This window comes from Nostoc sp., from assembly GCF_036917315.1.
GTDB lineage: Bacteria > Cyanobacteriota > Cyanobacteriia > Cyanobacteriales > Nostocaceae > Nostoc.
In genome coordinates this window covers 1-23,593 of record NZ_JBALDR010000056.1, presented here as the reverse complement: position 1 = coordinate 23,593, position 23,593 = coordinate 1, and the positions used below count along the sequence as shown (strand labels likewise).

Sequence of the window (23,593 nt, the reverse complement as noted above, 5' to 3'; positions counted from 1 at the left end):
TCTGATAAATTATTACTCTTGGAGTATGAAAAATATCCTAGTGTATGTTAGGTACGGTACAAAATAAAATCATTGGGTGAATCACTCTCTTGAACAATCTTGAGACGTATAAACTGTGCCCATACTTCATCACTAAGTAAGTTTAAAGCAGTTTCGGGATTGTTAATTGCGATCGCGCTGATAACTTTCCGCCATCCCTGTTCCAATAACTCAATAAAAGCTTCTTCGACAGAAACTTGACTCAGCAACGAAAGTGCAGTTTGAAAAATTGCTGAATCACTTGATAAGTTTTTTGACTTTAATCCCTGTAGTGCTACATTCAACCATACAGGCAAAAGTTCAAACCAATTATTTTTCTGTATCTCTTTGAGTGCAATATCTTCCATACCTAACGCACCCCATACACATAAAGACTCTATTGCAAGTTTAGAATCGCGGTTTTCTAGAGAATTTTGCCATAATTTTTGAGCGTGATTTTGGAAGCGATTAGCGAGAAATTCATAAGCTTCCTGGACTTGAAGGGGAATTGTTACTTTATAAACTGACTCGCCTAGTGGTAGGTAATTCCCGCAATAAGATAGCCAGTTATGAGATCCGCAAAGATAGATTTCTCGATCAACTATTACTTCTTTGACATGGGAATCTCCCAACCAAAAAATCAGTACGGATGGTAAACCATCAGGTGTTTTTATCCCTCGAAGTTTTTTTTCTACTTCTGGTGGAATTGGTTTCTCTTCATCTTCTTGTCGCCGCGCAATTCCATATCCAATTAAAATCCATACTCCGCGATTAGCTAATTTCTGTAATAAAGTCAGAAATTTTTCATTAACAACTGCTTGATTCACGCGAGGAGAATAAATCAAAACTTGGCTTTTAGCCGAATTTAAAATTTCTAAAAAAGCTTGGCTAATTTGTCCATTTTGTAACTGAATTGCTTCACCTACTACTGATTTTTTATCAGATTTTGTAGTAGTTTTTATCGCCTTTGTGCGAATATTTTCGAGTCTAGCTTCTATTTCAGTATTTTTCTTGGTTTCACGTTCACAATTGAGGGTTTCGTTTGACAATTTACATAATGTTTGCAAAGAAATTTTACCTTCAGCGTGTAAAAATTCTAACCAATTTGATGCTGACTCTAAAATTTGCTTTCCATTTCTTATTTGGATACTCAATTTATTCTCAATAGCATCAAAGATAACGAAAAACGATATCTTTTTCCAAATTTTTTGAGTTGAAGCTATTACCTTGGAGGAAGTGACAATTTTTCTCTCTTCTGGAACATGAAGTGCTAAACCTGAAGCTTGAATACTTTTTTGGATTTCCTCAAGCGGTAAGGAAGCAATATCGGCAATTGTATTATCAATAGTTATAAAGTCTGCCAAATCAGGCAAATTTATTACTGTCTCATTTAAGGATTCAGATTGAAAGGTTATCTTGTCGCTTAAAGGGTCTGTAATAGCATAAATTTGTATAGGATATGGTGGCTGTGGTACCGACCCTTTTTCATAAAATGAGCGCCCTTCTGGAGTAACTGTTAGTGGCGATGTTGGTGATAGAGTTTGTAAGGAACGAAGAGTTGTAGTAGTAGTTTTAATAAATACAGAATCAAGCCCAAGTACAGAAGCTAATTCATCCTCTGTTGGCGGAGGTTGAAATTCAATAGCAGCACGGATGATAAATTCTTCGAGTACGTTAAATTGGCGGGGTTCTTTAATGCTCACTTCTACCGCAGTCTGACGCAAACTATAACGGAATTGACGCGCTGCTAAAACTGATAAACTAGAACTTTGCGCTTCAATTTCGTCTACAACATTTTTGAGATTGTCATCAATTGGTTTAGCAGAAGAGTCTAGAAACATCAACGTAACAAGATTGGATAATTTAATTTCTACAAATACTTGTAACCCATAAGGGAAAGTAATTTTATGCTTTCAACAACCCTTGGCGACGACTAGACCACCAAGCAAATCCAGCACCAGTCACAAACATTAGCAGACCATAAATTGCCCCAGGAATAGCCATTGTAGGACTATTCAGCAGCGTAGGTGTAGAAGCGATCGCTAGAGTCCCATTTTGAATTCCTACTTCTATGGTAATTGCCGTAACGCTTTTTTCTCCTAAGCGGGTTAAAGTAGCGATCGCAAAACCTAAAGCCATTGCAACCACATTCAAAATTAGAGTTGCCCAGCCCACATGTATGACATAGAAACAATAGCCTCACACAAAGAGCAACATCACCTCCAGCCAAAAACGTAATCATATTACTTCCATCCTTAACCCGCGTTGGTAAGAATAAAAGTTCTTCTGGATTTTACCGTATTCCCGTTAAAATTCTAGTTATTGCTTGTGACAATCAATATAATTAACCACAAATAAACATACATTCTCAGAGAGGCGCACAGATGTACGCCCCTAATCAAGCCTTATTTAATTCAAATGAGAATCGCTACAGCAGGCAGGCTTCATGGAAGATGAGTGGTTTGTACCTCTTCTAAGGGTGGTGGAGATTTAGAAGAACTAGCGCTACTTTCTGGTGTTGAAAGCTCATCATTTACAACTCCATCCCATGAATAATTGCAGATTTTAGTGCGAAGTAATGTACCAAATGTCAGGTTAATTACTACAGCGAAGGAATCGATAAAAATTAGATTCAAAAAGCGATCGATCATTAGACCCCCTTGAGCTAAATTGAGCATCAAGTGATACTTGCTTTCTTACTACACATGCCACAATGTCTTTTCCAGAAATGCATGGTGTCTCATATAGTGTCCGGCTAAAGACTAGGGCGAACGCAGGGGGCGCGGTTTGCGGAAATGTTTTTTCTAATCAGCACCTTGATGGTTCGATAGCTTTCTTGTCGATTCCCTCAACTCAAAATTGTTCGGAGTATTGCTAATAACACAATAGAATTTAACTTTTTACAGATGGCTTAAAGTCGTACACCCATTTGTGAAAATCATCATTCATACTCATTTGCCGCTCTTGCGTCTGCCCGTTAGATGCCACGGTGTTAATATCGTAGTACCGCATTTCACCCAAAGCACTACGAGCTTGAATGAGTTTTGTCCGCTCGATGCGACACTGTTCGTAGCTAGTCAGAGCTTCTTGCAGATTAGCTGAATTAGAAAAACACTCTCGTAGTTGGTATGCATCTTCAAAAGTGGTATTGGCTCCTTGTCCCATTGCAGGTGCCATTGGATGAGCGGCATCGCCTAAGAGAGTGACTCTGCCTTGACTCCATTGAGTTAACGGTGGGCGATCGCAAATCGGCCCTTCCCAAATTTCCTCGGCTGGTGTCGCTTCTACCACCACCCGAAAGGATTCATCCCAGTCGGCTAATTCATGGAGAATACGAGACTTCACTTCATCAGCGCTGTGCGAAAGGGAGTACTCAGGTGAGAACTTCCGACTAATCCAACTGGTATAGCCGCCGCCCACATTTAGAAGGTACATAAACTGTTGATTGCCTTTGACAAAAACTAGTTCATAGTCATTAAATAGCTCGTGGCGATACTTAATGACGGCACGCCAACACATACTACCGATATAATTAGGCTTACCCTCGCCAAATAAAGTTTCTCTGATGACAGAGTTAACGCCATCAGCCCCAATCAGCAAATCTGCATTTACCGATTTTTTGCCATCAAAATGAATTTCCACACCGTTTGCATCTTGCTCAAAGCCGATGCAGCGATGATTGAGGTGAATGATGTCAGACGGCAATCTCGATGCTAAGACTTGCTGTAGACGATACCACCAAATAGTTAATAACGGTTGTCCGTATTCCTCTAAATATTTAGTTGCGTTAGTTCGGATTGTCTCTCCCTGAATATTCTTTAAAATCGTGTGGTGAACTTCGCATCCTGAACTTTTAAGGGTTTCGACAATTCCCGGCGCGATCGCATCTAGAGAATACAAGCCATTGGGAGCTAGCCCTAGTCCAGTTCCCGCCGGACGAAATTCTTGGGCTTTTTCGTATACTTGAACCTCTATCCCTTGGCTTCTCAGTGCGATCGCAGCAGCTAAACCGCCAGGACCAGCACCGACAATAGCAACTTTCTCTACTATGGGTTGGGAGAATTTCTGAGTGAAATTTGCGTTCATATTATTAAGTCAGAATTCAGAATATTCTTACGAATACATACGCTTTTTCCATATCTGAAAGCAAGTTTATCTTTCAGCTAGATCCACAGTCATTACTTTGACTCCTAAGTAGTTTTTTAGTCAATCTTCCTTAAGAATCAACCCTGAATTTGTATTCTAATGGATTGTCATCAGTTTTGCGATTGCTGGTAGTAACAAAAACCAACTTTAAATAAAAATATCGATGACAAACTCTGTACCTTTGCCTGGCGCAGAAGAGCAGGTTAAATTACCTCCATGCTGTTCTACTACAATCGAGTAGCTAATCGATAATCCCAAACCTGTACCACTGCCCACAGGCTTAGTGGTAAAAAAAGGATTAAATATTCTCTTAAGTATTGGTTCACTCATGCCTAGACCATTGTCAGTGATGCGAATCAGGACTCTATCAGCATCCTGAATTTCGGTGCGAATGTGAATTGTCGGGAGGGAAGATGTTTCACTTGTTATTCCCCAGTCGCCAGCCCCCATTTCCAAAGTATCAATTGCATTACTCAAGATATTCATAAATACCTGATTGAGGGCACCGACATAGCAGTTAACCAAAGGCAGTTGACCATATTCCTTAATCACCGCGATCTCTGGATGCTTATCATTAGCTTGGAGTCGGTGTTGTAAAATTAACAGAGTGCTTTCAATGCCGGAGTGAATATCTACTGGTTTAATTCCCGCTTCATCTAAGCGGGAGAAGTTACGCAGTGATTCAACAATATGTTTAATACGCTCAGTTCCAGCTTGCATTGAGTCAAATAGTTTAGGTAAATCCTCCATCAAAAACGGTAAATCAATAGACTCTGTTATAGTTTGGATCGCCTCCACTGGAGTGGGATAATGTTCTTGATAAGTTTTGATGAGTTTTAATAGAGCCTGCACATAAGTTTCTGTGTGAAACAGGTTGCCATAAATGAAGTTTGTCGGATTGTTAATTTCATGGGCAACGCCTGCAACCATTTGTCCCAAAGACGACATTTTTTCTGCTTGAATTAGTTGAGCTTGAGTTTGTTGAAGATGGTCTAGGGCGAGGGTAAGTTCAGAATTTTGGTTCTCTATTTTGAGGATATTACCGTAGGAACGAAGGGAAGAAATCACCACTGTAATTAGCTTTTGCCGTGTCAGTTCTGTTTTAAGCCGATAGTCGTTAATATCGTAATCCAGAATCACCGAGGCTTCCGGCGCTTCTCCAGGTTGACCTGTACGTAATATAATTCGTACTTTGTGATTGTGCAATTCTGCTCGAATATACTGAACTACTTGCAATCCAGCATCATCTGTTTCCATAACGACATCCAGCAAAATTAACGCCGTATCTGGATGCGTTTGGATTAAGTACTTTGCTTCTGTAGCAGAGTGGGCATGAAGAAACGTTAGAGGTTTGCTTTCAAAAGTGCAATCTTCGAGTGCCAGAACTGTGGCTCGATGGACTAATACATCGTCATCCACGATCAAGACTTTCCAAACTGCTATAGGTGCTGGTGGAGAGTTTAGAACCGCTTGGGAACCGCTATCATTGCTTGCTTGTCCGCCATTGTCATCTGCAAAGATAAACGTATCATCGTTGTCTGCAAAGACAAAAAAAGCATCAGTTTCTGAGTTGGAAACCCTTTGATTTTCGCTGGACATACTCGATCATCCCTAATTCTGGCGTTCATGGAGTAACCTGTGGCTCAAGTGGAAGGGTTACTATAAATAGAGTTCCCTTACCCACTTCGCTTTGCACATTGATTCTTCCCCGCAATTTTTGGGTGACTAGATTGTAGACAATATGCAATCCTAATCCTGTTCCACCGCGATGCCTTGCTGTGGTGAAAAAGGGTTCAAAAATGCGGCTGTGATACTCTTCAGGAACACCACAGCCATCATCACGGTACTGAATAATGACTCGATCGGCTTGTTGTGAGACATGAAAGTGCATTTCCCCAGCTTCTTCGGGCTGATATGCGTGCATGAGAGAGTTCATCACCAAATTGGTAACAACTTGTGCTAATGCTCCTGGATAAGTGCTAATAGTTACAGTATCATCGCCAGTTATAGTTACCGTATGTAGTGTTTTTCTTAAATTTGGTGCCAAACTAAAAAGCGTTTCTTCCAGATAAAGTTTAACCCTAATAGTGCGTTGCTCCAGGTTGGTTTGATCGACAGCAACCTGTTTGAAACTTTGCACCAACTCTGCGGCACTATTAAGGTTTGTCAAAATAATGTCTCCACATTCTTTAGCAATGTTCAGGTAGTTGGTTAAATCTGCCCGTTTCAGCTGTCCCTGTTCAACTGTGATGATGAGAGCGGTAGTTTTATCAATTAGGGTTGATACCAGTGTGATGCTAGTACCAACAGGGGTGTTGACTTCATGAGCAACCCCTGCCACCAAGCTACCTAAAGCAGCCATTTTCTTGGATTCTACAAGTTGATCTTGAGTCGTTTTGAGTTCTTCAAGGGCTTGGGAAAGTTGTTGAGTGCGATCGCTAACTTTCTGTTCGAGAGTATTGTAGAGATTAGCGTTTTCGATCGAAATGGCAGCTTGGGATGATAAGAGCTTGACAATTTCCAATCGATCTGGTGTAAATGCTTCCGCAGCCAGGTTATTTTCCAGATATAAAATTCCCAGCAGTTTACCCTGATGCACGATGGGATTACACAGTAGGCTTTTGGGCTGGTGCTTCGTGATGTAGAAATCAGCCACCAGAACAGCCTCTATTCTGGCATCAGCGATGACAAGGGATTGTAGACTGCGTTTGACAATGTAAATCAGGCTGACAGGAATATCAAAACTCCGATCTATTGGCAGTGCTAGTCCAATGCTGGGTTCTTGTCCTAGTTGAGCGATCGCTTCTACTCGCAAGTCATTCTCCTGCATCAACATCAGTACACATTTGCTAGCTCCAGCATTGGTCATAATTGCATTAAGCAAGCATTGGAGCAATTTGTCTAACTGAATCTCGCTAGAAAGGCTCTGGGATGCTTTCAGGATGGTGGCAAAATCCAAGGCTTCAGAGATAGAAGTGCTACTGGAGCTAGATGTTTGCATTGGTTGATGAATCGTGCGGGCAGGTATAGCGAGGGTTTCTAAGGGCTGGAGAGTGAATTGCTTTTGTTGCAGAATAAATTGGAGTAATTGCGGATAACGTGTTTCCAAGTCATCGATTTTAGCTTTGGCATCCCAACGAGCGTAGCAGTAGTAGGCTTCTTGAATATAGGCTTGAGCCACCTTTTCTTTGCCCCACTTAAGGTAGAATTTGGCTGCTAATTCATTGCTAAGTGCTTCTTCATTGAGGTAGCCGTTTTCTTTAGCTAATGCAATGGCGCGATCGTAATACTCCATTGCTTTGAGTGTATTTCCCATCACCCGCGCTGTTTCTGCTTCAACTAAATCATATTTGTGCTGGTAATTAGCAGGAGCATTATCAGCCCAGTAGCGCATGAGTTTTTGGTTGATAGCTACTTGATTTAAGCAACGTTCCTGTTGGCTTTTATCGCACTCAGAATAACCTGCAAGTAAGGACAAAGAGTAATAAAAGTTATGTCCGGCAACAAGTAGTGGGCCAAAGGCTCCATCTACAAACTTAGTGGCTTGCTCTGCATTAGTTACAGCCTGTTCATACTTTTCAAAGTTATAAAGTACAATTGTTTTAGCTACATAGATGGCAAATAGTGATTGATGATTATGAGTTTTATGAAAATGCAGTAGCATTTCCGTCTCATCAAAATCAGTACCAGTCAGGTGAAAGTGGTCAGAAGTTTGTCCGAAGAAGTTTAAAGTGAGTTGCCTCCAAATCTGGGCATAATCAAGACAATGCTTTTGTTTGAAGTTTAAAAGTAAATCAATATATTTCGCTTGCCTTTTCTCAACAGAATTTAGAGGTTCTCCAATCAGGAATAAATGCATACACTCAGCCATCATTGAATAGCTAGCGTATTCGATATCTCCGACCTCTACGCCACACTGCATACCTTCTCGTAACAATTTGAGTGTATTTCGACCATGCTCCTTGCAAGCACAGATAAAAGCACCAAAGAGCATATAAATTTTGGAGCTAAGTTCTTTGGCATGGTATTGCTCTAGTAACTCTATAGATATTTGACCTGAGTGATAAGCAGTGTCTACATCTTTGATTACAGCACACAGAAATAAGCCATAGATTCCATAGACAAAAGCAGCCAAAGATGAATGTCCCTGCTCAAGACAAAGATGGTGCATTGTCAGCGCTACTGACGGAAACATCTCCGGTTTGACATGATGAACAGCAGGAGTAATACTAATCAGCAACCGCAGTGCAGCCAGAGATTCAGGATTGCTCATTTCTGGAATATTAGCTAAACTTGTCAACTCTGGTAGTCGCTTTAAATAATTCTCCTTCTCTACATCAGGTAATATCAACGGAATTTTTAACTGCTCTAATGCTTTTAACCCTGTTTCAATAGCTTGACCTTGCTGATCTTGAGCAATATAAATTTGAACTTTTAGCTCATAGGTCTTAATTCTGTCCAACAGATGTGTGGTTTGCTGCAATATCAAATCTGCTAGACTGATAGCTTGTTCAAAGTGGGTGTTTAAGTATTCTGCTTCTGCGGCATCCTCATACAGTGCCAGTGTCAGAGCATACTGATTTTGCCAGCTGTCTGCTGCAAGCAGTTTTATTCCTAGCATTAAATATTGAACCGCAGCAGTATAGGCAGTGGAAGCCTTAGCTTTTCGTCCCGCTAATAAATTTAACTGAGCTAGTTGATTACGTTCAGTCTGTTGAGTAATTAACTCCAAACCCATGTTCAATTGACTAACAATCTGAAAAATATTTTCTTGTTGTTCATTCACAGAAATATTTTTTAATAGTAGTTGTCCCAGTTTTAAGTGAGTAGCTTGTTTCTCATCTTCAGGAATTAAAAAATAAGCAGCTTGTTGCACACGGTCGTGTAAAAACTTATAAGTGACTGCTTGTGAGCCTTGTTGAGCAATTATTTGACTTTCTTGATCCACATAGAATTTGTAAATTTCAGTTTGAGGTAAAATTAACCCCTCTTGTAAAGCTTTCCAGATAGCTGTTGCGGTTTCGGCTTCTGACATTTGGGACATATTCGTCGAGCTTGCGCCTCGCGCGATCGCCAATGTTGCCAAGTCAAATTCGTTGCCAATGCACGCCGCTAATTTCAACACATCCTGCGTTGCTGTTGGCAACTTCTGCAACTGCAATGCCATAAATTCAACAACATCATCCGTTATAGCTAACGCTTTCACTTGAGGAATATCACACTGCCAAATTCCCCGATCGAAATCAAACTGGATTAGCCCATCTTCATGCAGTGCTTTGAGAAATTGCGTACTAAAAAATGGATTCCCTTTGGTCTTTTGATACACCAGTTGAGTTAGTGGTTGTGCATCTTCTTGCGAACAACTGAGGGTATCGGCAACTAGTTGATTTAAGCTGGCTGTACTCAACGGTGCTAGTGTAATAATATTAATTGTGACTTTGGCTTTAGCAATCTCTTCTAGTGCTAACATCAAAGGATGAGCAGCAGAAACCTCATGATTTCGGTAAGCTCCAATCAATAATAAATATCCCCTTACTGAATCATCCACCAGCAACTGCATTAACTTCAAAGATGCTGAATCTGCCCACTGCAAATCATCCAAAAAAATCACCAGAGGATGTTCCTTGGTAGTGAATACTTGGATAAAATTTTGAAAGAGTAAATTAAAGCGATTCTGTGCCGCAGTTCCAGATAAATTAGGTGATGGTAGTTGTTGACCGATAATTTGTTCTAGTTCTGGAATTACCTCAATAATGACTTGCCCATTATCACCCAGTGCTGCTAATATTTTGGTTTTCCAAGCTGATAATTGAGTATCATTTTCACGGCTCAATTGCCCCATTAAATCTCGAAACATCTGTACAAAGGCAGAAAAAGGAATATTCCGATTAAATTGGTCAAACTTGCCTTTGATGAAATAGCCCTGTTGTTGGGCAATCGGCTTATGAACTTCGTTAATAATGGCTGTTTTCCCAATACCAGAAAACCCTGCGACTAACATTAGTTCTGTACTTCGGCTACGCTCAGTAACCATCTGATGATTAGTAACACGGTCAAATGCTGCTAGCAAAGTTTTGACTTCCTCTTCCCGACCATAGAGTTTTTCAGGGATAATGAAGCGATCGCTAACATCCCGTTGCCCAATGGGGAAACTTTCAATTTTGCCTGTTTCCTGAAGTTGAGACAAACAAATTTCTAAATCAAATTTCAGTCCGAATGCACTCTGATAGCGGTCTTCAGCATTTTTCGCCATCAATTTGCTGACAATTTCTGAGAGTATCGGCGCAATTTCGGGATTAATTTCATGTACTAGAGGTGGAAGTTTGGCAATATGGCAATGCACTAACTCCATTGGGTCGTTTAATTGGAAAGGTAATTGCCCCGTCAGTAACTCGTAAAAAGTGACGCCTAGAGAATAAAAATCAGTGCGGTAGTCTATACCGCGATTCATGCGTCCAGTTTGTTCCGGTGACAAATAGCCGAGTGTCCCTTCCAACACATTGGGACTTTTCAGGCTTTGGGTTTCTCGTGGTAGCAGAGATGCAATACTAAAATCAATGAGTCTGAGATCGCGAGTTTCTGGATTAATCAGAATATTGGCAGGTTTAATATCTTTGTGAATAATTCGATGACGGATGAGAATATCTAATATATTGCACAGGGCGATCGCTAAGTGTAAAAATTCCATCAGGGTTGGCACAGTTCCCCATTGCTTTAGGGAAATTCCCCCAAAGTCCTCCATTATCAATGCATAGCCATTCTGATACGTTTCCAAACTGTAGGTTTGAATGATTCCAGGTAAGTTGAGATTTTTGGCAATGGTGTATTGATTGCGAAATGACAAAAGCTCAATGAAGCTGGGATAAGGATTTTTCAGCAGCTTAATGACCACAGGCTGTTGGTCAGTCTCTCGAACTGCTCGATAAACTAGGGTTCTAGAACCGTTGTAGAGTTCTTCGCTGACTTGATAGCCGGGAATGGTGACTACACTGCTAATCATAATTCTTTTGAATTTTTAAGACCTTAGCATTTAGTATTCCCAGATCCGCTCTATCATTTTTTCAAGAAGGTGCCTTTTGCCATCCATTCTTGTCGTTATCTTCTCGGATTCTAAATATCAGGAAGTAAAGCTAGAACAACCGCAGACTTTTTATCGCTAGTATAGTAAATGATGTAATTATTATCTACATGAGACATGGAAGAAAATTCCTTAGCTTCAAGAACTTCAGATTCACTTACTCAGGAAGTGAAAATATTCGGTTCAGAGGAAGTAAAATTATCACTGAATGTTAATAATACATCTTACTCCTTGAAGATAGAACCTCGTGTTACATTACTAGATGCACTTCGAGAAAAGCTGGGTTTGATGGGCACTAAAAAAGCTTGCGATCGCGGTGAATGTGGTGCATGTACTGTATTAGTTAATAATCGGCGAATTAACTCTTGTATGACTCTAGCAATCATGCACATCGGTGCTGAAATTACCACAATTGAGGGATTAGCACAAGATGGTAAACTCCATCCTATGCAAACAGCCTTTATTACCCATGATGCTTTTCAATGCGGCTACTGTACATCAGGTCAAATTATCTCAGCCGTAGGGATGATATTAGAAGAATCGCCAAAATCTGAAGCAGAAATTCGAGAAAAAATGAGTGGAAACCTTTGCCGTTGTGGAGCATATCCAAATATTATTGCGGCAATTCGAGATGTGCTAGAGGAAAAAGAAGATGCAGCCATTTAGTTATGCTAAAGTCACCTCAGAAGAAGTAGCGATCGCCACAGTTGAGCAAGATAAAACTGCTGCATTTATTGCCGGTGGCACAGATTTACTGGGGTTAATGAAAGATGGAGTTCAAACAGCAAATATATTAATTGATATTAATAGTTTGCCCTTAGCAGATATTGAATCTCAACCGAATGGAATCCGCATTGGTGCGATTTCTCGAATGAGTGATGTGGCTTTTCATCCCAAAATTCAGGAATGTTATCCCGTAATTAGCCAAGCTTTATTACAAAGCGCTTCACCGCAACTGCGAAATATGGCAACAGTAGGCGGGAATTTACTGCAACGAGTCCGCTGTGGCTACTTTCGCGATCCGGTTTTTCCTTGTAATAAACGCACTCCCGGTATGGGTTGTTCGGCAATTACAGGTTACAATCGAATGCATTCCATTTTCGGAGCTAGCGAACATTGCATTGCCGTTCATCCTTCCGATTTAGCTGTAGCTTTGACGGCATTAGATGCAGTGATTTGCATCCAAGGAATAGAACAATCACGGCGAATTTCAATTCATGATTTTTATCTCTTACCAGGTGAGACACCAGCAAAAGAAACTCTATTACAGCCTGGAGAATTAATTGTTGCTATTGAAGTTCCAGATTTTGCATATAAATCCCATTATTTAAAAGTAAGAGATCGTGCTTCTTACGAATTTGCTCTCGTTTCTGTAGCTGTTGCCTTAGATATAGAACAAGACACGATAAAATCAGCACGTATTGCTTTTGGGGGAGTAGCACCCAAACCTTGGCGTGCAAGGGATGCTGAAGAATTTCTCAAAGGGAAAGCAATTAACGAAGATATCTTTATAGCCGCAGCAGCAGCCGCCGTCAAAGAAGCAAAACCGCAAACACACAATCAATTCAAAATTGAGTTAGTCAAACGCGCTTTGGTACGCGCACTCTCAGTTGTAGCAGAAAAATTATGAATAAAATTATTGGGAAACCACTCGATCGCGTTGATGGTAGGCTGAAAGTTACGGGAGAAGCACCTTACACAGCCGATGTGCCAATCGAGAATTTGACTTATGGAGTGATTTTTCAAAGCGCGATCGCCAGCGGTAAAATTATCCAAATAGACATAACGGCAGCCGCAGTTGCCCCTGGTGTCATAGATATCATTACTTACCAACAAACCCCATCTCTGGTAAAAATACCCTTATTTGGCCCTCCACAACCTCAGTCAACTGAAAAAGACCATAATATCTACTACGATGGTCAACATCTGGGAGTTGTAATTGCTCAAACTTTAGAACAAGCCGAAACTGCTGCCTCTAGGATAAAAATTATCTACGAAGAAGCCATCCCGACAGTCACAATGGCACATACAGAGATATTTGAACCCGAATCAATATTTTTTGGCACGATACCAGCTAAAATCAGCAGAGGAGATGTTGAATCGGGGAAAGTACAGGCAGATGTCTTGGTAGAGCAAGTTTATACTACGCCAATAGAACATCATAATCCCCTAGAACCTTCTGCAACAATCGCAATGTGGGAGGGGGATAACTTGACGCTCTATGAAACCACTCAAGGCGTTTCTGCAACCCAAGGCCAAATTGCATCTATTCTGAATATTCCCGAAGAAAATGTCCGCGTCATCTCCAAATATTTAGGCGGCGGATTTGGTTGTAAGGCGCTGCTGCGATCGCATACGATTTTAGCAGCGATCGCTGCTCGTCAAGTAAAACGCCCAGTAAAAGTTGTGCTAACGCGATCGCAAATGTACACAGCTTGCGGCCACCGCTCGGAAACTCAGCAGCAGCTAACGTTAGGTGCAACCAAAGAAGGTAAACTAACCCTGATCGAGCAAATTGGGACATCTTTAACTTCCTTGTTTGATGACTTTGCCGAACCAGTGGGTGCAGCAACAACGATGATGTACGCCTGTGCCAATTTGGAAATTAAATACCGTTTGGGACGCATCAACGCCGGCACACCAACCTTTATGCGGGGCCCAGGAGAAGCGCCGGGAATGTTTGCCTTAGAAACGGCAATGGATGAACTGGCATACACCTTAAATATCGATCCAATTGAACTAAGACTGAGAAATTATGCAGATATCGATCCACACAAAGGATTACCTTGGTCAAGCAAATCCCTGAAAGAATGTTATCAAAAAGGGGGAGAAATTTTTGGATGGGCACAACGCAATCCAGTTCCCCGTTCCAAGCGAGACAATCATTTCCTGATTGGTTGGGGAATGGCAAGTGCGACATTTCCCACCAATGCGAGAACTGCATCAGTAAAGGTAGAAATTTTTGCCACTGGAGAAGTAAAAGTACAAAGTGGTACTCAAGACATCGGTACTGGTACTTATACAGTGATGACGCAGGTAGCTGATGAAGTCTTGGGATTACCAGTGCAGTTTGAATTAGGTGATACTAATTTTCCGAAAGCCCCAATTACAGGGAACTCAATTACCGTTGCGAGTGTTTCCCCGGCAGTGCATCAAGTCGCGATCGCCGCACGGGATAAGATAATTAAAATGGCGATCGTAGATGCAAATTCTCTGCTTTATGGTTCGCAAGCAGAAGATATTATCGTTGAGTCAGGGCAAATATTTTCAAAACAAGAGCCATCAAAGCGAGACAGCTACACCGATATTCTCCGCCGTCATGGATTAGAAAGTTTAGAAGTTACAGAAGAATCTTCAATCAATCCAGAGGGCAAAGAATACGCCAAACACTCATTTGGTGCGATATTTGTGGAAGTTGCAGTTGATGAATTGTTGGGAGAAATCAAAGTTAGACGTTGCGTAGGCGTTTATGGTGCTGGGCGAATTCTCAACTTCAAGACAGCGCGGAGTCAAGTTATCGGCGGGATTACCTGGGGAATTGGTATGGCGCTGATGGAGAAAACTGTAATGGATGCTAATCAGGGCAGAATAGTTGGTGCTAACCTTTCCCATTACCTGATTCCGGTTCATGCAGATATCCCCAATATGGAAGTGCAATTTATTGAAGAACACGATCCTTATGTGAATGCATTAGGAACTAAAAGCCTGGGGGAACTTCCGATTGTTGGGGTAGCCGCTGCCATCTCTAATGCAGTTTATCATGCCACAGGTAAGCGGATTCGGGATTTGCCAATTACACCAGATAAGTTATTGTGAGTAAATCGGTTTGTAGAGAGAAGGGGTTAGGGGATGAAAGCAACCTTAGAACCCTTTCTCTTACATAACTTCAGAGCTTAGTTGTGAAAATCGAGTGCTTTTTGCTTTTCTCCTAAATTTTTGTAGACTTCACCGATGTTATTGAGTGTAGTCGCTTCACCAGAGCGATCGCCCACAGCACGCCATAGAGACAAAGCTTGATTGTAAAAATTGAGTGCTTTTTGTTTTTCTCCTAAATTTTTGTAGACTCCACCGATATTATTGAGAGTAGTTGCTTCACCAGAGCGATCGCTCACAGCACGCCATAGGGGCAGAGCTTGGTTGTAAAAATTGAGTGCTTTTTGTTTTTCTCCTAAATTGTTGTACACTTCACCGATGACATTGAGTGTGTCAGCTTGTCCAAAGCGATCGCCTATAGCACGATATAGTGGCAGAGCTTGGTTGTAAAAATTGAGTGCTTTTTGCTTTTCTCCTAAATTTTTGTAGACTTCACCGATATTATTGAGTGTAGTCGCTTCACCCAAGCGATCGCCCACAGCACGAGATAGGGGCAAAGCTTGGTTGTAAAAATCGAGTGCTTTTTGCTTTTCTCCTAAACGGTTGTAGCTAAACCCAAGCCCAAGCAGTGCAGTTGCTTCTCGTTTTTGGTCTTTGAGTTCTCGTACAATGGTTAAAACTTGCTCGAATATTTGTATTGCTTGTTGGTATTGCTGTTGCAGTGTCAGCATTATCCCTTGCTGAAGCAGTCTTTGTGCTTCTTGCGATCGCGAGTTTTGAGTCTGTCCCCTGATAGGTTGAGCCATCAGCATTACTGTTAAAGGCGTTAGCCAAATACCCAATGCCAAAAAACTGGTAAGAATTTTTTTCATAAAATAGCGCAGAGGTAGCTGTTTTCAATTGGGTGCTAGCAACATGGAATTCATACATTACGAGAATGCTAAGGGCGATCGCTCCACTTAACAATGACGAAAATACGTTGAATTTACTTAAGTCCTATAAACTTTGAAATATTTTTTCCTAACATCAAAGTAGTTGTTGCAAACGTTAAACCATTTATTGCAAATATTTAAGCATTTGTTGGAAATATTTGAACATTTTTTGCTAGTATTTAAATATTTATTGCAACTGTTTGAATAGCTGAATTTGGTCTTGGGCAATTGCGCTCAGTTGAATTTCTGCGATCGCTAGTCAATGAAATAGTAATAGTATCCTGGGTATTAATTGTGATATTTTGGTTAGCTCGTTGGCAAGGCATTGCAGATGCACGACGAGACGCTGGTCAAAACTCCACCTTACCAGTTATAGCCTTAATTACACCGGAAGAAAAGTTTGCTGTAGGACGCAAACTTGATGATATATTTGCCGATCCTTCATTGAAAGGTTATCGCATTATTGGCGATCGCGGTTTATTCGAGGACTTGCGACGCAGAGAAGATACTGATATTATCAGCAATCCAAAGCAGCCGAGAGTCTGGCGCTTACTCCTAGAACGTGGTGGCTGGATTTATTTGTTTCGAGCATTGCCTCCAAATGCAAAGCCTGATGAGCTACTGTCAGTCTTAGCTATTCAAGAAAGTGATAAGGGACATATCATTATTCGCAGTCCAGAAGTTTCTAAAACTACTTCTCCTTGATATCTTGAATAAATTGTTTATAGCGCTTCTCGTTCGGATGCAATACACTTTGACCTCTCTCCTTTTAGGCTACGGTGTACACACAAGTCAAATTACCCCCCTTAATCCCCCCGATGCATTGGGGGGAAACAAGAAAATCTAGTTCCCTCCCCTTTGCAAGGGGAGGGTTAGGGTGGGGTAAAACGGTGGTTAATCAACTATTAAAGACTTTCAACCCAGTCCCCAGTCCCCAGTCCCCAGCTATAACGGCGAGTTTGTAGCTTGCTTCCCGCAGCATCAAGTTGAGTATTTCCCATTAATTTCTATATAACCCTCTGAAAGATCGCAACCCCATACAGTTGCAGAGGCTTCACCAATATTAAGGCTAACATGAATATCTACTTTATCTTTAGACATAATTTGCCGCAACTGTTCTAGATTTTCCTCAGTTAAGCTACTAGGATAAACTTTTACATTATCAAAACTAATAACAACTTTATCTGGATTTATCTGCTGTTCATTTTCACATTTGCCTATAGCCATAGCAACTCTTCCCCAATTCGGATCTGCTCCATAAACAGCAGTTTTTACTAATGGTGAATTTACAATTGCTTTCGCTACTGTTTTAGCTTGTGCATAGTTAATCGCTGAATCTACAGTTACCTCAATTATCTTAGTAGCACCTTCTGCATCTCGTGCGATTTTTAGCACCAATTCCTGTGCAACTTCTTGCAATGCAGTAGCAAAATCTGCTTCTGAAACTTCGCCGGCTAAACCATTAGCTAGAATTACGGCGGAGTCACTAGTAGAAGTATCTGTATCTACACTCAGACAATTAAAAGTTTTATCTATAGTAGAGCGAAAAATAGAACGAAGGCTATTTGCAGAAATTGCAGCGTCAGTAAAAAAGAAAGTTAGGAGAGTAGCCATATTAGGCTCAATCATGCCAACACCTTTGGCAATTCCTACTAGCTTGGCATTTCCTATTTGCCGCGTAGCTAGTTTCGCTACTGTATCGGTGGTCATAATACCACGAGCGGCAGCATGAAAATCAGCATCAGTCAATTTTTTGCCAAATCCTAATAAACCAGCCCGGATTTTTTCAATGGGGTAACGTCTGCCAATTACACCTGTAGAAGCGATCGCGATATTATTTGCAGCAATTCCAGTTTCAGTTGCGACTAATTGCAGAACCTCTTGCGCGTCAGCGATGCCAACAGAACCATTAGCTACATTTGCATTTTTAGATATAACGACAATTCCTTGTGCTTGTGAATCTTTTAAGTTATCGCGGCTAATAGTAACACTTGGCCCAGCAAAAAGACTTTGAGTGAAGACTCCATCTGCAACACAAGGAACTGATGATTTAATAAATACAAAATCATCAGTTGTATCTCGTATTCCCAAATTAGTGATAAATGCACTAAAACCTTGAGGTGTGGAGGATATAGTTAATGACATTTTTCGATATTTAATAATTTGCTTTCATTATCTCATATCAAGTTCGGTTAATTACTTATCATAAAATCTATTAATGCAGCTTGGGTTTCACTGCCGTCCAATCCAAGCTAAATCACAAATAAATTCATGAAATATTAATATCAAAAATCTATTATTCTTGCAAAATAATCTGTTAATTATTCAAAGATTTGACGACACATTTTTTTTACTCCCCACCTTCATCTAGAAAATTTTAGGTTATCGAGGACTATAAATCAGTTAATGTAAGAGTGAATGTAGTCCATCCATTGCCACTTTCTACTTTAATGTTTCCTTGCAATTGTTCGACTAATTTCTGGACTATAGATAAACCTAAACCCGAACCACCTTGATTCCAGATATCTGTATTAGGGAGACGATAAAATTTATCAAATATCCGTGGTAACTCTGTCACCGCAATTTCTACTGAATTACTGACAGTAATAATTGTTTTTGCAGGTGCTTCCGAGGAATTGTGACTTACACTTAAGACAATTTCACCACCCGCAGGTGTGTATTTACAGGCGTTATTGAGCAATTCTACTATAATGCGTTCCAAGCTAATGCCATCTGACAATAGCGGGGGGAGGTTTGCAGGGAGATTCGGCTGTAGAGTTTGCTGATGTTGTTGAACGCGAATTTGAAACGGCTCGATAATCCAAAGTAACCACTGTTGTAAGAGCAACGCATCAGGTGTAATAACTTGATAGGATGAGCTTTCTAGCCGTTGTAAGTCTAGTAGATCGTTAACTAATTCTAGTTCGCGATCGCACTCGCTTTCCATTAATTTTAGATAGCGTTGAGCATCCTCAGTATTACTAGATAGTTGTATCATTTGAATCATCATCTTGATATTACTCAGAGGCGATCGCAGTTCGTGAGAAACTAAATTCAAAAAGTCATTTTTGAGTTGATTTATCTCTTCCCATTGCACTACAAGTTGCTCTTGCTCAATTTGCTTTTGACGCGCCTCAATCGCTCGTTTGCGTTCAGTAATATCTCGAAACACTAATACAGCGCCTGTAATATTATCTTTGTCATCTTTAATCGGTGCAGCGCTATCATCAATTGGTATTTCTGCACCATCTTTAGTAATCAGAATTGTTTCTGCGGGGAGATGAACGATAATACCATCTTGAAGAACTTTTATAATCGGACTTTCAATAGGGTTATGAGTTTCGCCATTAGCAATATTAAATACCTCTGAGGAATTTCTGCCAGAGGCTTCTTCCTGTTTCCATCCAGTTAGATTTTCTGCAACCGGATTCATAAAAGTGATTAAATCTTGTAAATCGCTAGCAATCACACCATCACTGATACTTTTTAAAAGTGCATCCAGCCATTTTTGATTAACTTTTAATTGCCTTTCCAAACCATGTTTAGTCAAAGTTATTTCAATATTTGTTTGTAGTTCTCTTTCTTTAAAAGGTTTCAGTAGGTAGGCAAACGGCTCAGTTATCTTGGCTCGTTCCAATGTATTCTCATCTGCATAAGCAGTCAAATAAATTACTGGAATATCCAAACGCTTATAGATTTCTGCGGCAGCTTCTATCCCGTCCATTGATCCTTTAAGCTTGATATCCATCAGTACTAAATCTGGAGATATTTCTATTGCTATATTAATTGCTTCTTCTCCTGAAGAAGCAATAGCAGGCACTGTGTATCCAAATTTCTTAAGCCGAAATTGTAAGTCTTTGGCAACAATGGCTTCATCTTCCACAACTAAAATTTTTGCGTTTGTCATCTTTTATTAATTGTCTATTTATGTTAAAGGAAATGTCACCTGACACTCTACTCCAGTAGAGCCTGTAATATTTATATTTCCTGATAATTGATGGGTTAAAGCATCTACCAACTCCCACCCTAATGATGCAATTTTTTTAAAATCAAAGTTTGGTGGTAAGCCAATACCGTTATCACGAACTATTAGCATTAAATTATTATTAATTATTTTCTTTATTTCAATATTGATTGCACCATTACTACCTTTGGTAAATGCATATTTTAAAGAATTAGATACAAGCTCATGGATAATTAAGCTACAAGGAATTGCTGTATCTAAACCGAGAAAAATACAATCTTCGGCATTTATTGTCAAAGCGATCGCATCTTCATTGACTTCATAAGCAGTAAATAAGCTTGCTACCAAATCTTGAATATATTCACCCAAATTAATCCTTGCTAAGTCTTGAGATTGATATAATTTTTCGTGAACGAGAGCCATTGATGCAATTCGCTGCTGGCTTTGTTGAAATATTACTAAATCTTCTTTGTCTTTGATATAGGCAGATTGCAGGTTGAGCAGACTGGAAATAACCTGTAAATTATTTTTGACCCGATGGTAAATTTCTTTTAATAACACCTCTTTTTCTAATAGTGATGCTTGAATTTGCTCCTCCCACTGCTTGCGTTCGCGCTGCGCGGCTTTCCGTTCGTTAATGTCTTCAACCACAGAAATAAAATATTTTGGCTCTCCACTAGGTTCGCGCATTAAAGACACAGTGAGATTAACCCAAACTAAGGAATTATCTTTGCGGAAATACCGCTTTTCCATCGAGTAAGTTTGAATATTATCTGCTAAAATCTGCTCAACATATTTCAGGTTAGTATTAAGATCGTTCGGGTGAGTAATATCTTGGAAAGTTAACAACTGTAGTTCTTCGAGTGTGTAACCGAGAATATCGCAAAGCTTCTGATTAACCAACAACCAGCTTCCATCGATTGCGACATGGGCAATGCCAACAGCAGCTTGATGGAATGCAGCCCGAAATTGCTGTTCGCTCTCTCGCAATGCTTCTTCTATTCGCTGGCGTTCAGTAATTTCTGTCTGTAATGATTTGTTGATTCTTGTTAACTCTGCTGTTCTTTCCTCAACCATGCTTTCTAATTGGTTAAGTAGGCTATTTAGTCTCTCCTCTGCTTGCTTGCGATCGGTAATGTCAGTATGCGATCCTGCCATTCGTACCACATTACCATTTTCATTCCACTGTGCTTGCCCTCGATCTAAAATCCATTTATAGGTGCCGTCTTTACATAAAGCTCGATACTCGCTAATGTAAAACGGTGTTTTCTGAGCAAAGTGATCTTGAACCGCTTGTTTCACCCGCTCGATATCGTTCGGATGCACTCGTGTCAAGCATTCATCTAAATAGTTAGAAATTTCGTGGTTTTCGTAACCGAGCATTTCTTTCCAGCGAACCGAGAAGAAAACTTCATTAGTTTTAACATTCCAGTCCCAAATTCCATCATTATTGCCGCGCAAAGCTAATTGCCAGCGTTGTTCGCTTTCCCTCAACACCTCCTCAGTCCGTATGCGTTCAGCAATTTCTTTTGCTAGTTGGTAGTTTGCAGCCTCTAGTTGAGCAGGACTCGGTAGAGCCAGCAACTGCGGCATTAATGACAAAAGCTCTAAAGCCGTTAATACGGAGACAAAAGCGGTGATAGCTTTGACTAACCCTGATAGCCAATAGGTAGGATACCAAAGCGTCCATACATCCATTAAATGAGTTGTGCCACAAGCAACGATGAATGTGCCAAACATTAGGAATATCCAGTCGAAAGGCATATCTCGCCGTTTACGAACAAAATGAACCAGCATCACTGGAATTGAATAATAAGCAAGTCCAGTTAACACATCTGAAATCAGATGCAACCACACCAATCCTGGTTTCCAGAGGTAGCAATGTCCGTGGGGAATAAACTGGCTAGTAGAGAAAAAATTATCTAAAAATTCCATCATAAAAACCTATACATTGCATAAGTCTTCACTAAAACCTGAAGTGCGAAAGAAGAAGTTTTTAGCCTCAGACCTCTTATAGATGCGTATACATCTAGAGAGTCGCTCTCATATTCTAAAGGAGAACTAGGTTTGGCATTTGTCAGAGTTTTATCGTACTAATTTTAAAGGATGTTTGAAAAGTCATGATTGATGTATCAAATATTTTTTTACCCCTCCCTAACCCTCCCCGATATATCGGGTGGATTAAGGGGGGTAAGAATACAATTAAAATCACAGCCAAGACTTTTCAAACAACCTCTTAGCCTAGAATCGAGTAGTAGCTTGAGCTTCTACATTCTGTGTCCATCATCTTTTCTGAGTTTTTTAATCTGAATAACATAAGATTTATTAAAATTAAAATACCGCGATCGCTTTGGTTATCGTTACCGTATCTCCTCTGAAATCAACTATTTACATATATAAAAACCTTTAAAAATTACAGCAATATTTCAGTTATATAATAATCTAATTTTAATCTAGCTGCATAGGTGTATTTGCGCGCTAACTCAAATCACTTTGGGGAAATCAACATTATTAATCTGTCATATAGTGTCCGGTTAAAGGCTTATTATTAACACCGCAGAGAGCAGGGAAGAAGCTCACGAGCAAGATTTGGAGACAGAGCAGTTGAAGTTAAAGCAGGGATGCGTAGGCGAACGCGAGTGCGTCTCGTAGAGAAGCCCGTCGTAGACATCGCCATAAATTACATTTACTTTCGGAATGTCCTAACTGCGGTGCAAGGTTTAAAATTCCAGCTTTGTGGATAGATGGACATTGCCAGAGGTGTTTTATGAGATTTACAGAGATGGTAAATTATCAAAATTATGTAGAAGTTTGACAGATTCTTTCAACTTTGTCTAAATGCGATCGCTCTTATTATTTCACATATTTTTAAAGGTTATAAATTGCGCCATTCTCAGCTAACCACTGCTTCCGCTCCAGATAATCTGGCACAATACGCTCCACCCTATGCCAAAATGCAGTGCTGTGATGCGGTTCAATTAGATGCACCAGTTCATAAACTGCCAAATACTCAATACAATCATAAATTTGAGGCGATCGCTGTAATAAAACTTACTTTTATATCATGTTCGCATAATTACTTATGATTTCCACAGTCATTGCACCCCACACGCCAGTCGCTCATGGGGAAACCCCCATCGCGCAGCGTCTCGTAGAGAAGACCGCGCTGGCTCCCCTTAATCCCCTCCCCGCAAGCCTATGCGTTACCCACATCTTTCTTTACAATCTTGAAACCCATGTTCTATAACCTTCTTAGACATTGAAAATTTAGGTATACTTGACAAATTCGCTTTTAATCTTCTCGCTAAAACTGCGTTTTTATTGAGAATGAACAACGAACGAATCAGGGTTATAAAAACCTGAGTCAATACTCTCGCAAATGTTAAGAAAGATCCGGGTAATGGATAGCCCGCAAGCGGGGAGGGGAGACGAAGCGTAGCTTTGGCGGGGTGGGGTTCTTCGGGTTTAATAAGTAATCAAGCGAGATATTACCTGCAAAATCAGTTTTATTGTTCATGCATCGGCGTGTTATGCCATTGCATCGGCGTGTTATGCCATTACATCGGCGTGTTATGCCATTACATCGACTTGTTATGCCATTGCATCGACTTGTTATGCCATTACATCGGCGTGTTATGCCAT

14 protein-coding genes and 1 pseudogene are annotated in these 23,593 nt (G+C 40.4%); 4 read left to right on the top strand and 11 right to left on the bottom strand.

From position 1 onward, the window contains the following. Positions 1-47 precede the first annotated feature (47 nt). The 6 genes from V7K84_RS26460 to V7K84_RS26435 form a co-directional block, all read right to left on the bottom strand. A complete protein-coding gene (locus V7K84_RS26460) occupies positions 48-1,859 on the bottom strand; it encodes a hypothetical protein (protein ID WP_334842508.1) in 1,812 nt (603 codons plus the stop codon). 64 nt (positions 1,860-1,923) lie between these two features. Beyond that, positions 1,924-2,157 carry a hypothetical protein gene (locus V7K84_RS26455; RefSeq protein WP_334842506.1) on the bottom strand — a complete coding sequence of 78 codons (234 nt, stop codon included), beginning with the start codon at positions 2,155-2,157 and terminating at the stop codon, positions 1,924-1,926. Between the two features lie 305 nt (positions 2,158-2,462). Further along, positions 2,463-2,696 carry a hypothetical protein gene (locus V7K84_RS26450; RefSeq protein ID WP_334842505.1) on the bottom strand — a complete coding sequence of 78 codons (234 nt, stop codon included), beginning with the start codon at positions 2,694-2,696 and terminating at the stop codon, positions 2,463-2,465. A gap of 214 nt (positions 2,697-2,910) precedes the next feature. Further along, the gene (locus V7K84_RS26445) at positions 2,911-4,104 is read right to left on the bottom strand and encodes an FAD-dependent oxidoreductase (RefSeq protein ID WP_334842502.1); all 1,194 of its coding nucleotides are present in this window, start codon (positions 4,102-4,104) and stop codon (positions 2,911-2,913) included. Positions 4,105-4,311: 207 nt separating this feature from the next. Beyond that, positions 4,312-5,763, bottom strand: a complete 1,452-nt coding sequence (locus V7K84_RS26440; RefSeq protein ID WP_334842500.1) for an ATP-binding protein — start codon at positions 5,761-5,763, stop codon at positions 4,312-4,314. A gap of 25 nt (positions 5,764-5,788) precedes the next feature. Then, a complete protein-coding gene (locus V7K84_RS26435; protein ID WP_334842499.1) occupies positions 5,789-11,164 on the bottom strand; it encodes a trifunctional serine/threonine-protein kinase/ATP-binding protein/sensor histidine kinase in 5,376 nt (1,791 codons plus the stop codon). A 195-nt stretch (positions 11,165-11,359) separates the two neighbouring features. Between V7K84_RS26435 and V7K84_RS26430 the strand changes: the two genes are divergently transcribed. Genes V7K84_RS26430 through V7K84_RS26420 form a run of 3 tightly spaced genes read left to right on the top strand, consistent with a single transcriptional unit; the run spans position 11,360 to position 15,058 of the window. Continuing rightward, on the top strand, positions 11,360-11,908 hold the full coding sequence (locus V7K84_RS26430) for a (2Fe-2S)-binding protein (RefSeq protein WP_334842496.1): 549 nt from the start codon (positions 11,360-11,362) through the stop codon (positions 11,906-11,908). Continuing rightward, positions 11,895-12,872, top strand: a complete 978-nt coding sequence (locus V7K84_RS26425; protein WP_334842494.1) for an FAD binding domain-containing protein — start codon at positions 11,895-11,897, stop codon at positions 12,870-12,872. The genes V7K84_RS26430 and V7K84_RS26425 overlap by 14 nt, the downstream gene beginning before the upstream one ends. Beyond that, positions 12,869-15,058, top strand: coding sequence for a xanthine dehydrogenase family protein molybdopterin-binding subunit (locus V7K84_RS26420; protein WP_334842492.1), 2,190 nt, complete (start codon positions 12,869-12,871; stop codon positions 15,056-15,058). The genes V7K84_RS26425 and V7K84_RS26420 overlap by 4 nt, the downstream gene beginning before the upstream one ends. Positions 15,059-15,138: 80 nt before the next feature. Here V7K84_RS26420 and V7K84_RS26415 read toward each other — a convergent pair. Further along, positions 15,139-15,927, bottom strand: a pseudogene (locus V7K84_RS26415) (tetratricopeptide repeat protein); the annotation flags it as partial. A 288-nt stretch (positions 15,928-16,215) separates the two neighbouring features. Here V7K84_RS26415 and V7K84_RS26410 point away from each other — a divergent pair. Continuing rightward, positions 16,216-16,692, top strand: coding sequence for a hypothetical protein (locus tag V7K84_RS26410; RefSeq protein ID WP_334842488.1), 477 nt, complete (start codon positions 16,216-16,218; stop codon positions 16,690-16,692). A gap of 276 nt (positions 16,693-16,968) precedes the next feature. Here V7K84_RS26410 and argJ read toward each other — a convergent pair whose 3' ends face one another. From argJ to V7K84_RS26385, 4 genes are all read right to left on the bottom strand, one after another. Next, on the bottom strand, positions 16,969-18,132 hold the full coding sequence (gene argJ / locus V7K84_RS26405) for a bifunctional glutamate N-acetyltransferase/amino-acid acetyltransferase ArgJ (RefSeq protein ID WP_334842487.1): 1,164 nt from the start codon (positions 18,130-18,132) through the stop codon (positions 16,969-16,971). A gap of 247 nt (positions 18,133-18,379) precedes the next feature. After that, positions 18,380-19,894, bottom strand: a complete 1,515-nt coding sequence (locus V7K84_RS26400) for a hybrid sensor histidine kinase/response regulator (RefSeq protein WP_334842485.1) — start codon at positions 19,892-19,894, stop codon at positions 18,380-18,382. Positions 19,895-19,912: 18 nt separating this feature from the next. After that, positions 19,913-21,889, bottom strand: a complete 1,977-nt coding sequence (locus V7K84_RS34355) for a PAS domain S-box protein (RefSeq protein WP_442941011.1) — start codon at positions 21,887-21,889, stop codon at positions 19,913-19,915. Between the two features lie 930 nt (positions 21,890-22,819). After that, positions 22,820-22,966: a M48 metallopeptidase family protein gene (locus tag V7K84_RS26385; protein ID WP_334842559.1), complete on the bottom strand. Its 147-nt coding sequence runs from the start codon at positions 22,964-22,966 to the stop codon at positions 22,820-22,822. Positions 22,967-23,593 lie beyond the last annotated feature (627 nt).

What these genes read in the sequence shown, in the direction of transcription:
- V7K84_RS26450 (WP_334842505.1), bottom strand. Translation starts at nt 2,696, where the DNA reads ATGCTCAATTTAGCTCAAGGGGGTCTAATGATCGATCGCTTTTTGAAT.
- V7K84_RS26430 (WP_334842496.1), top strand. Translation starts at nt 11,360, where the DNA reads ATGGAAGAAAATTCCTTAGCTTCAAGAACTTCAGATTCACTTACTCAG.
- V7K84_RS26425 (WP_334842494.1), top strand. Translation starts at nt 11,895, where the DNA reads ATGCAGCCATTTAGTTATGCTAAAGTCACCTCAGAAGAAGTAGCGATC.
- argJ (WP_334842487.1), bottom strand. Translation starts at nt 18,132, where the DNA reads ATGTCATTAACTATATCCTCCACACCTCAAGGTTTTAGTGCATTTATC.
- V7K84_RS26400 (WP_334842485.1), bottom strand. Translation starts at nt 19,894, where the DNA reads ATGACAAACGCAAAAATTTTAGTTGTGGAAGATGAAGCCATTGTTGCC.
- V7K84_RS26435 (WP_334842499.1), bottom strand. Translation starts at nt 11,164, where the DNA reads ATGATTAGCAGTGTAGTCACCATTCCCGGCTATCAAGTCAGCGAAGAA.
- V7K84_RS26445 (WP_334842502.1), bottom strand. Translation starts at nt 4,104, where the DNA reads ATGAACGCAAATTTCACTCAGAAATTCTCCCAACCCATAGTAGAGAAA.
- V7K84_RS26420 (WP_334842492.1), top strand. Translation starts at nt 12,869, where the DNA reads ATGAATAAAATTATTGGGAAACCACTCGATCGCGTTGATGGTAGGCTG.
- V7K84_RS34355 (WP_442941011.1), bottom strand. Translation starts at nt 21,889, where the DNA reads ATGATGGAATTTTTAGATAATTTTTTCTCTACTAGCCAGTTTATTCCC.
- V7K84_RS26460 (WP_334842508.1), bottom strand. Translation starts at nt 1,859, where the DNA reads ATGTTTCTAGACTCTTCTGCTAAACCAATTGATGACAATCTCAAAAAT.
- V7K84_RS26440 (WP_334842500.1), bottom strand. Translation starts at nt 5,763, where the DNA reads ATGTCCAGCGAAAATCAAAGGGTTTCCAACTCAGAAACTGATGCTTTT.
- V7K84_RS26455 (WP_334842506.1), bottom strand. Translation starts at nt 2,157, where the DNA reads ATGGCTTTAGGTTTTGCGATCGCTACTTTAACCCGCTTAGGAGAAAAA.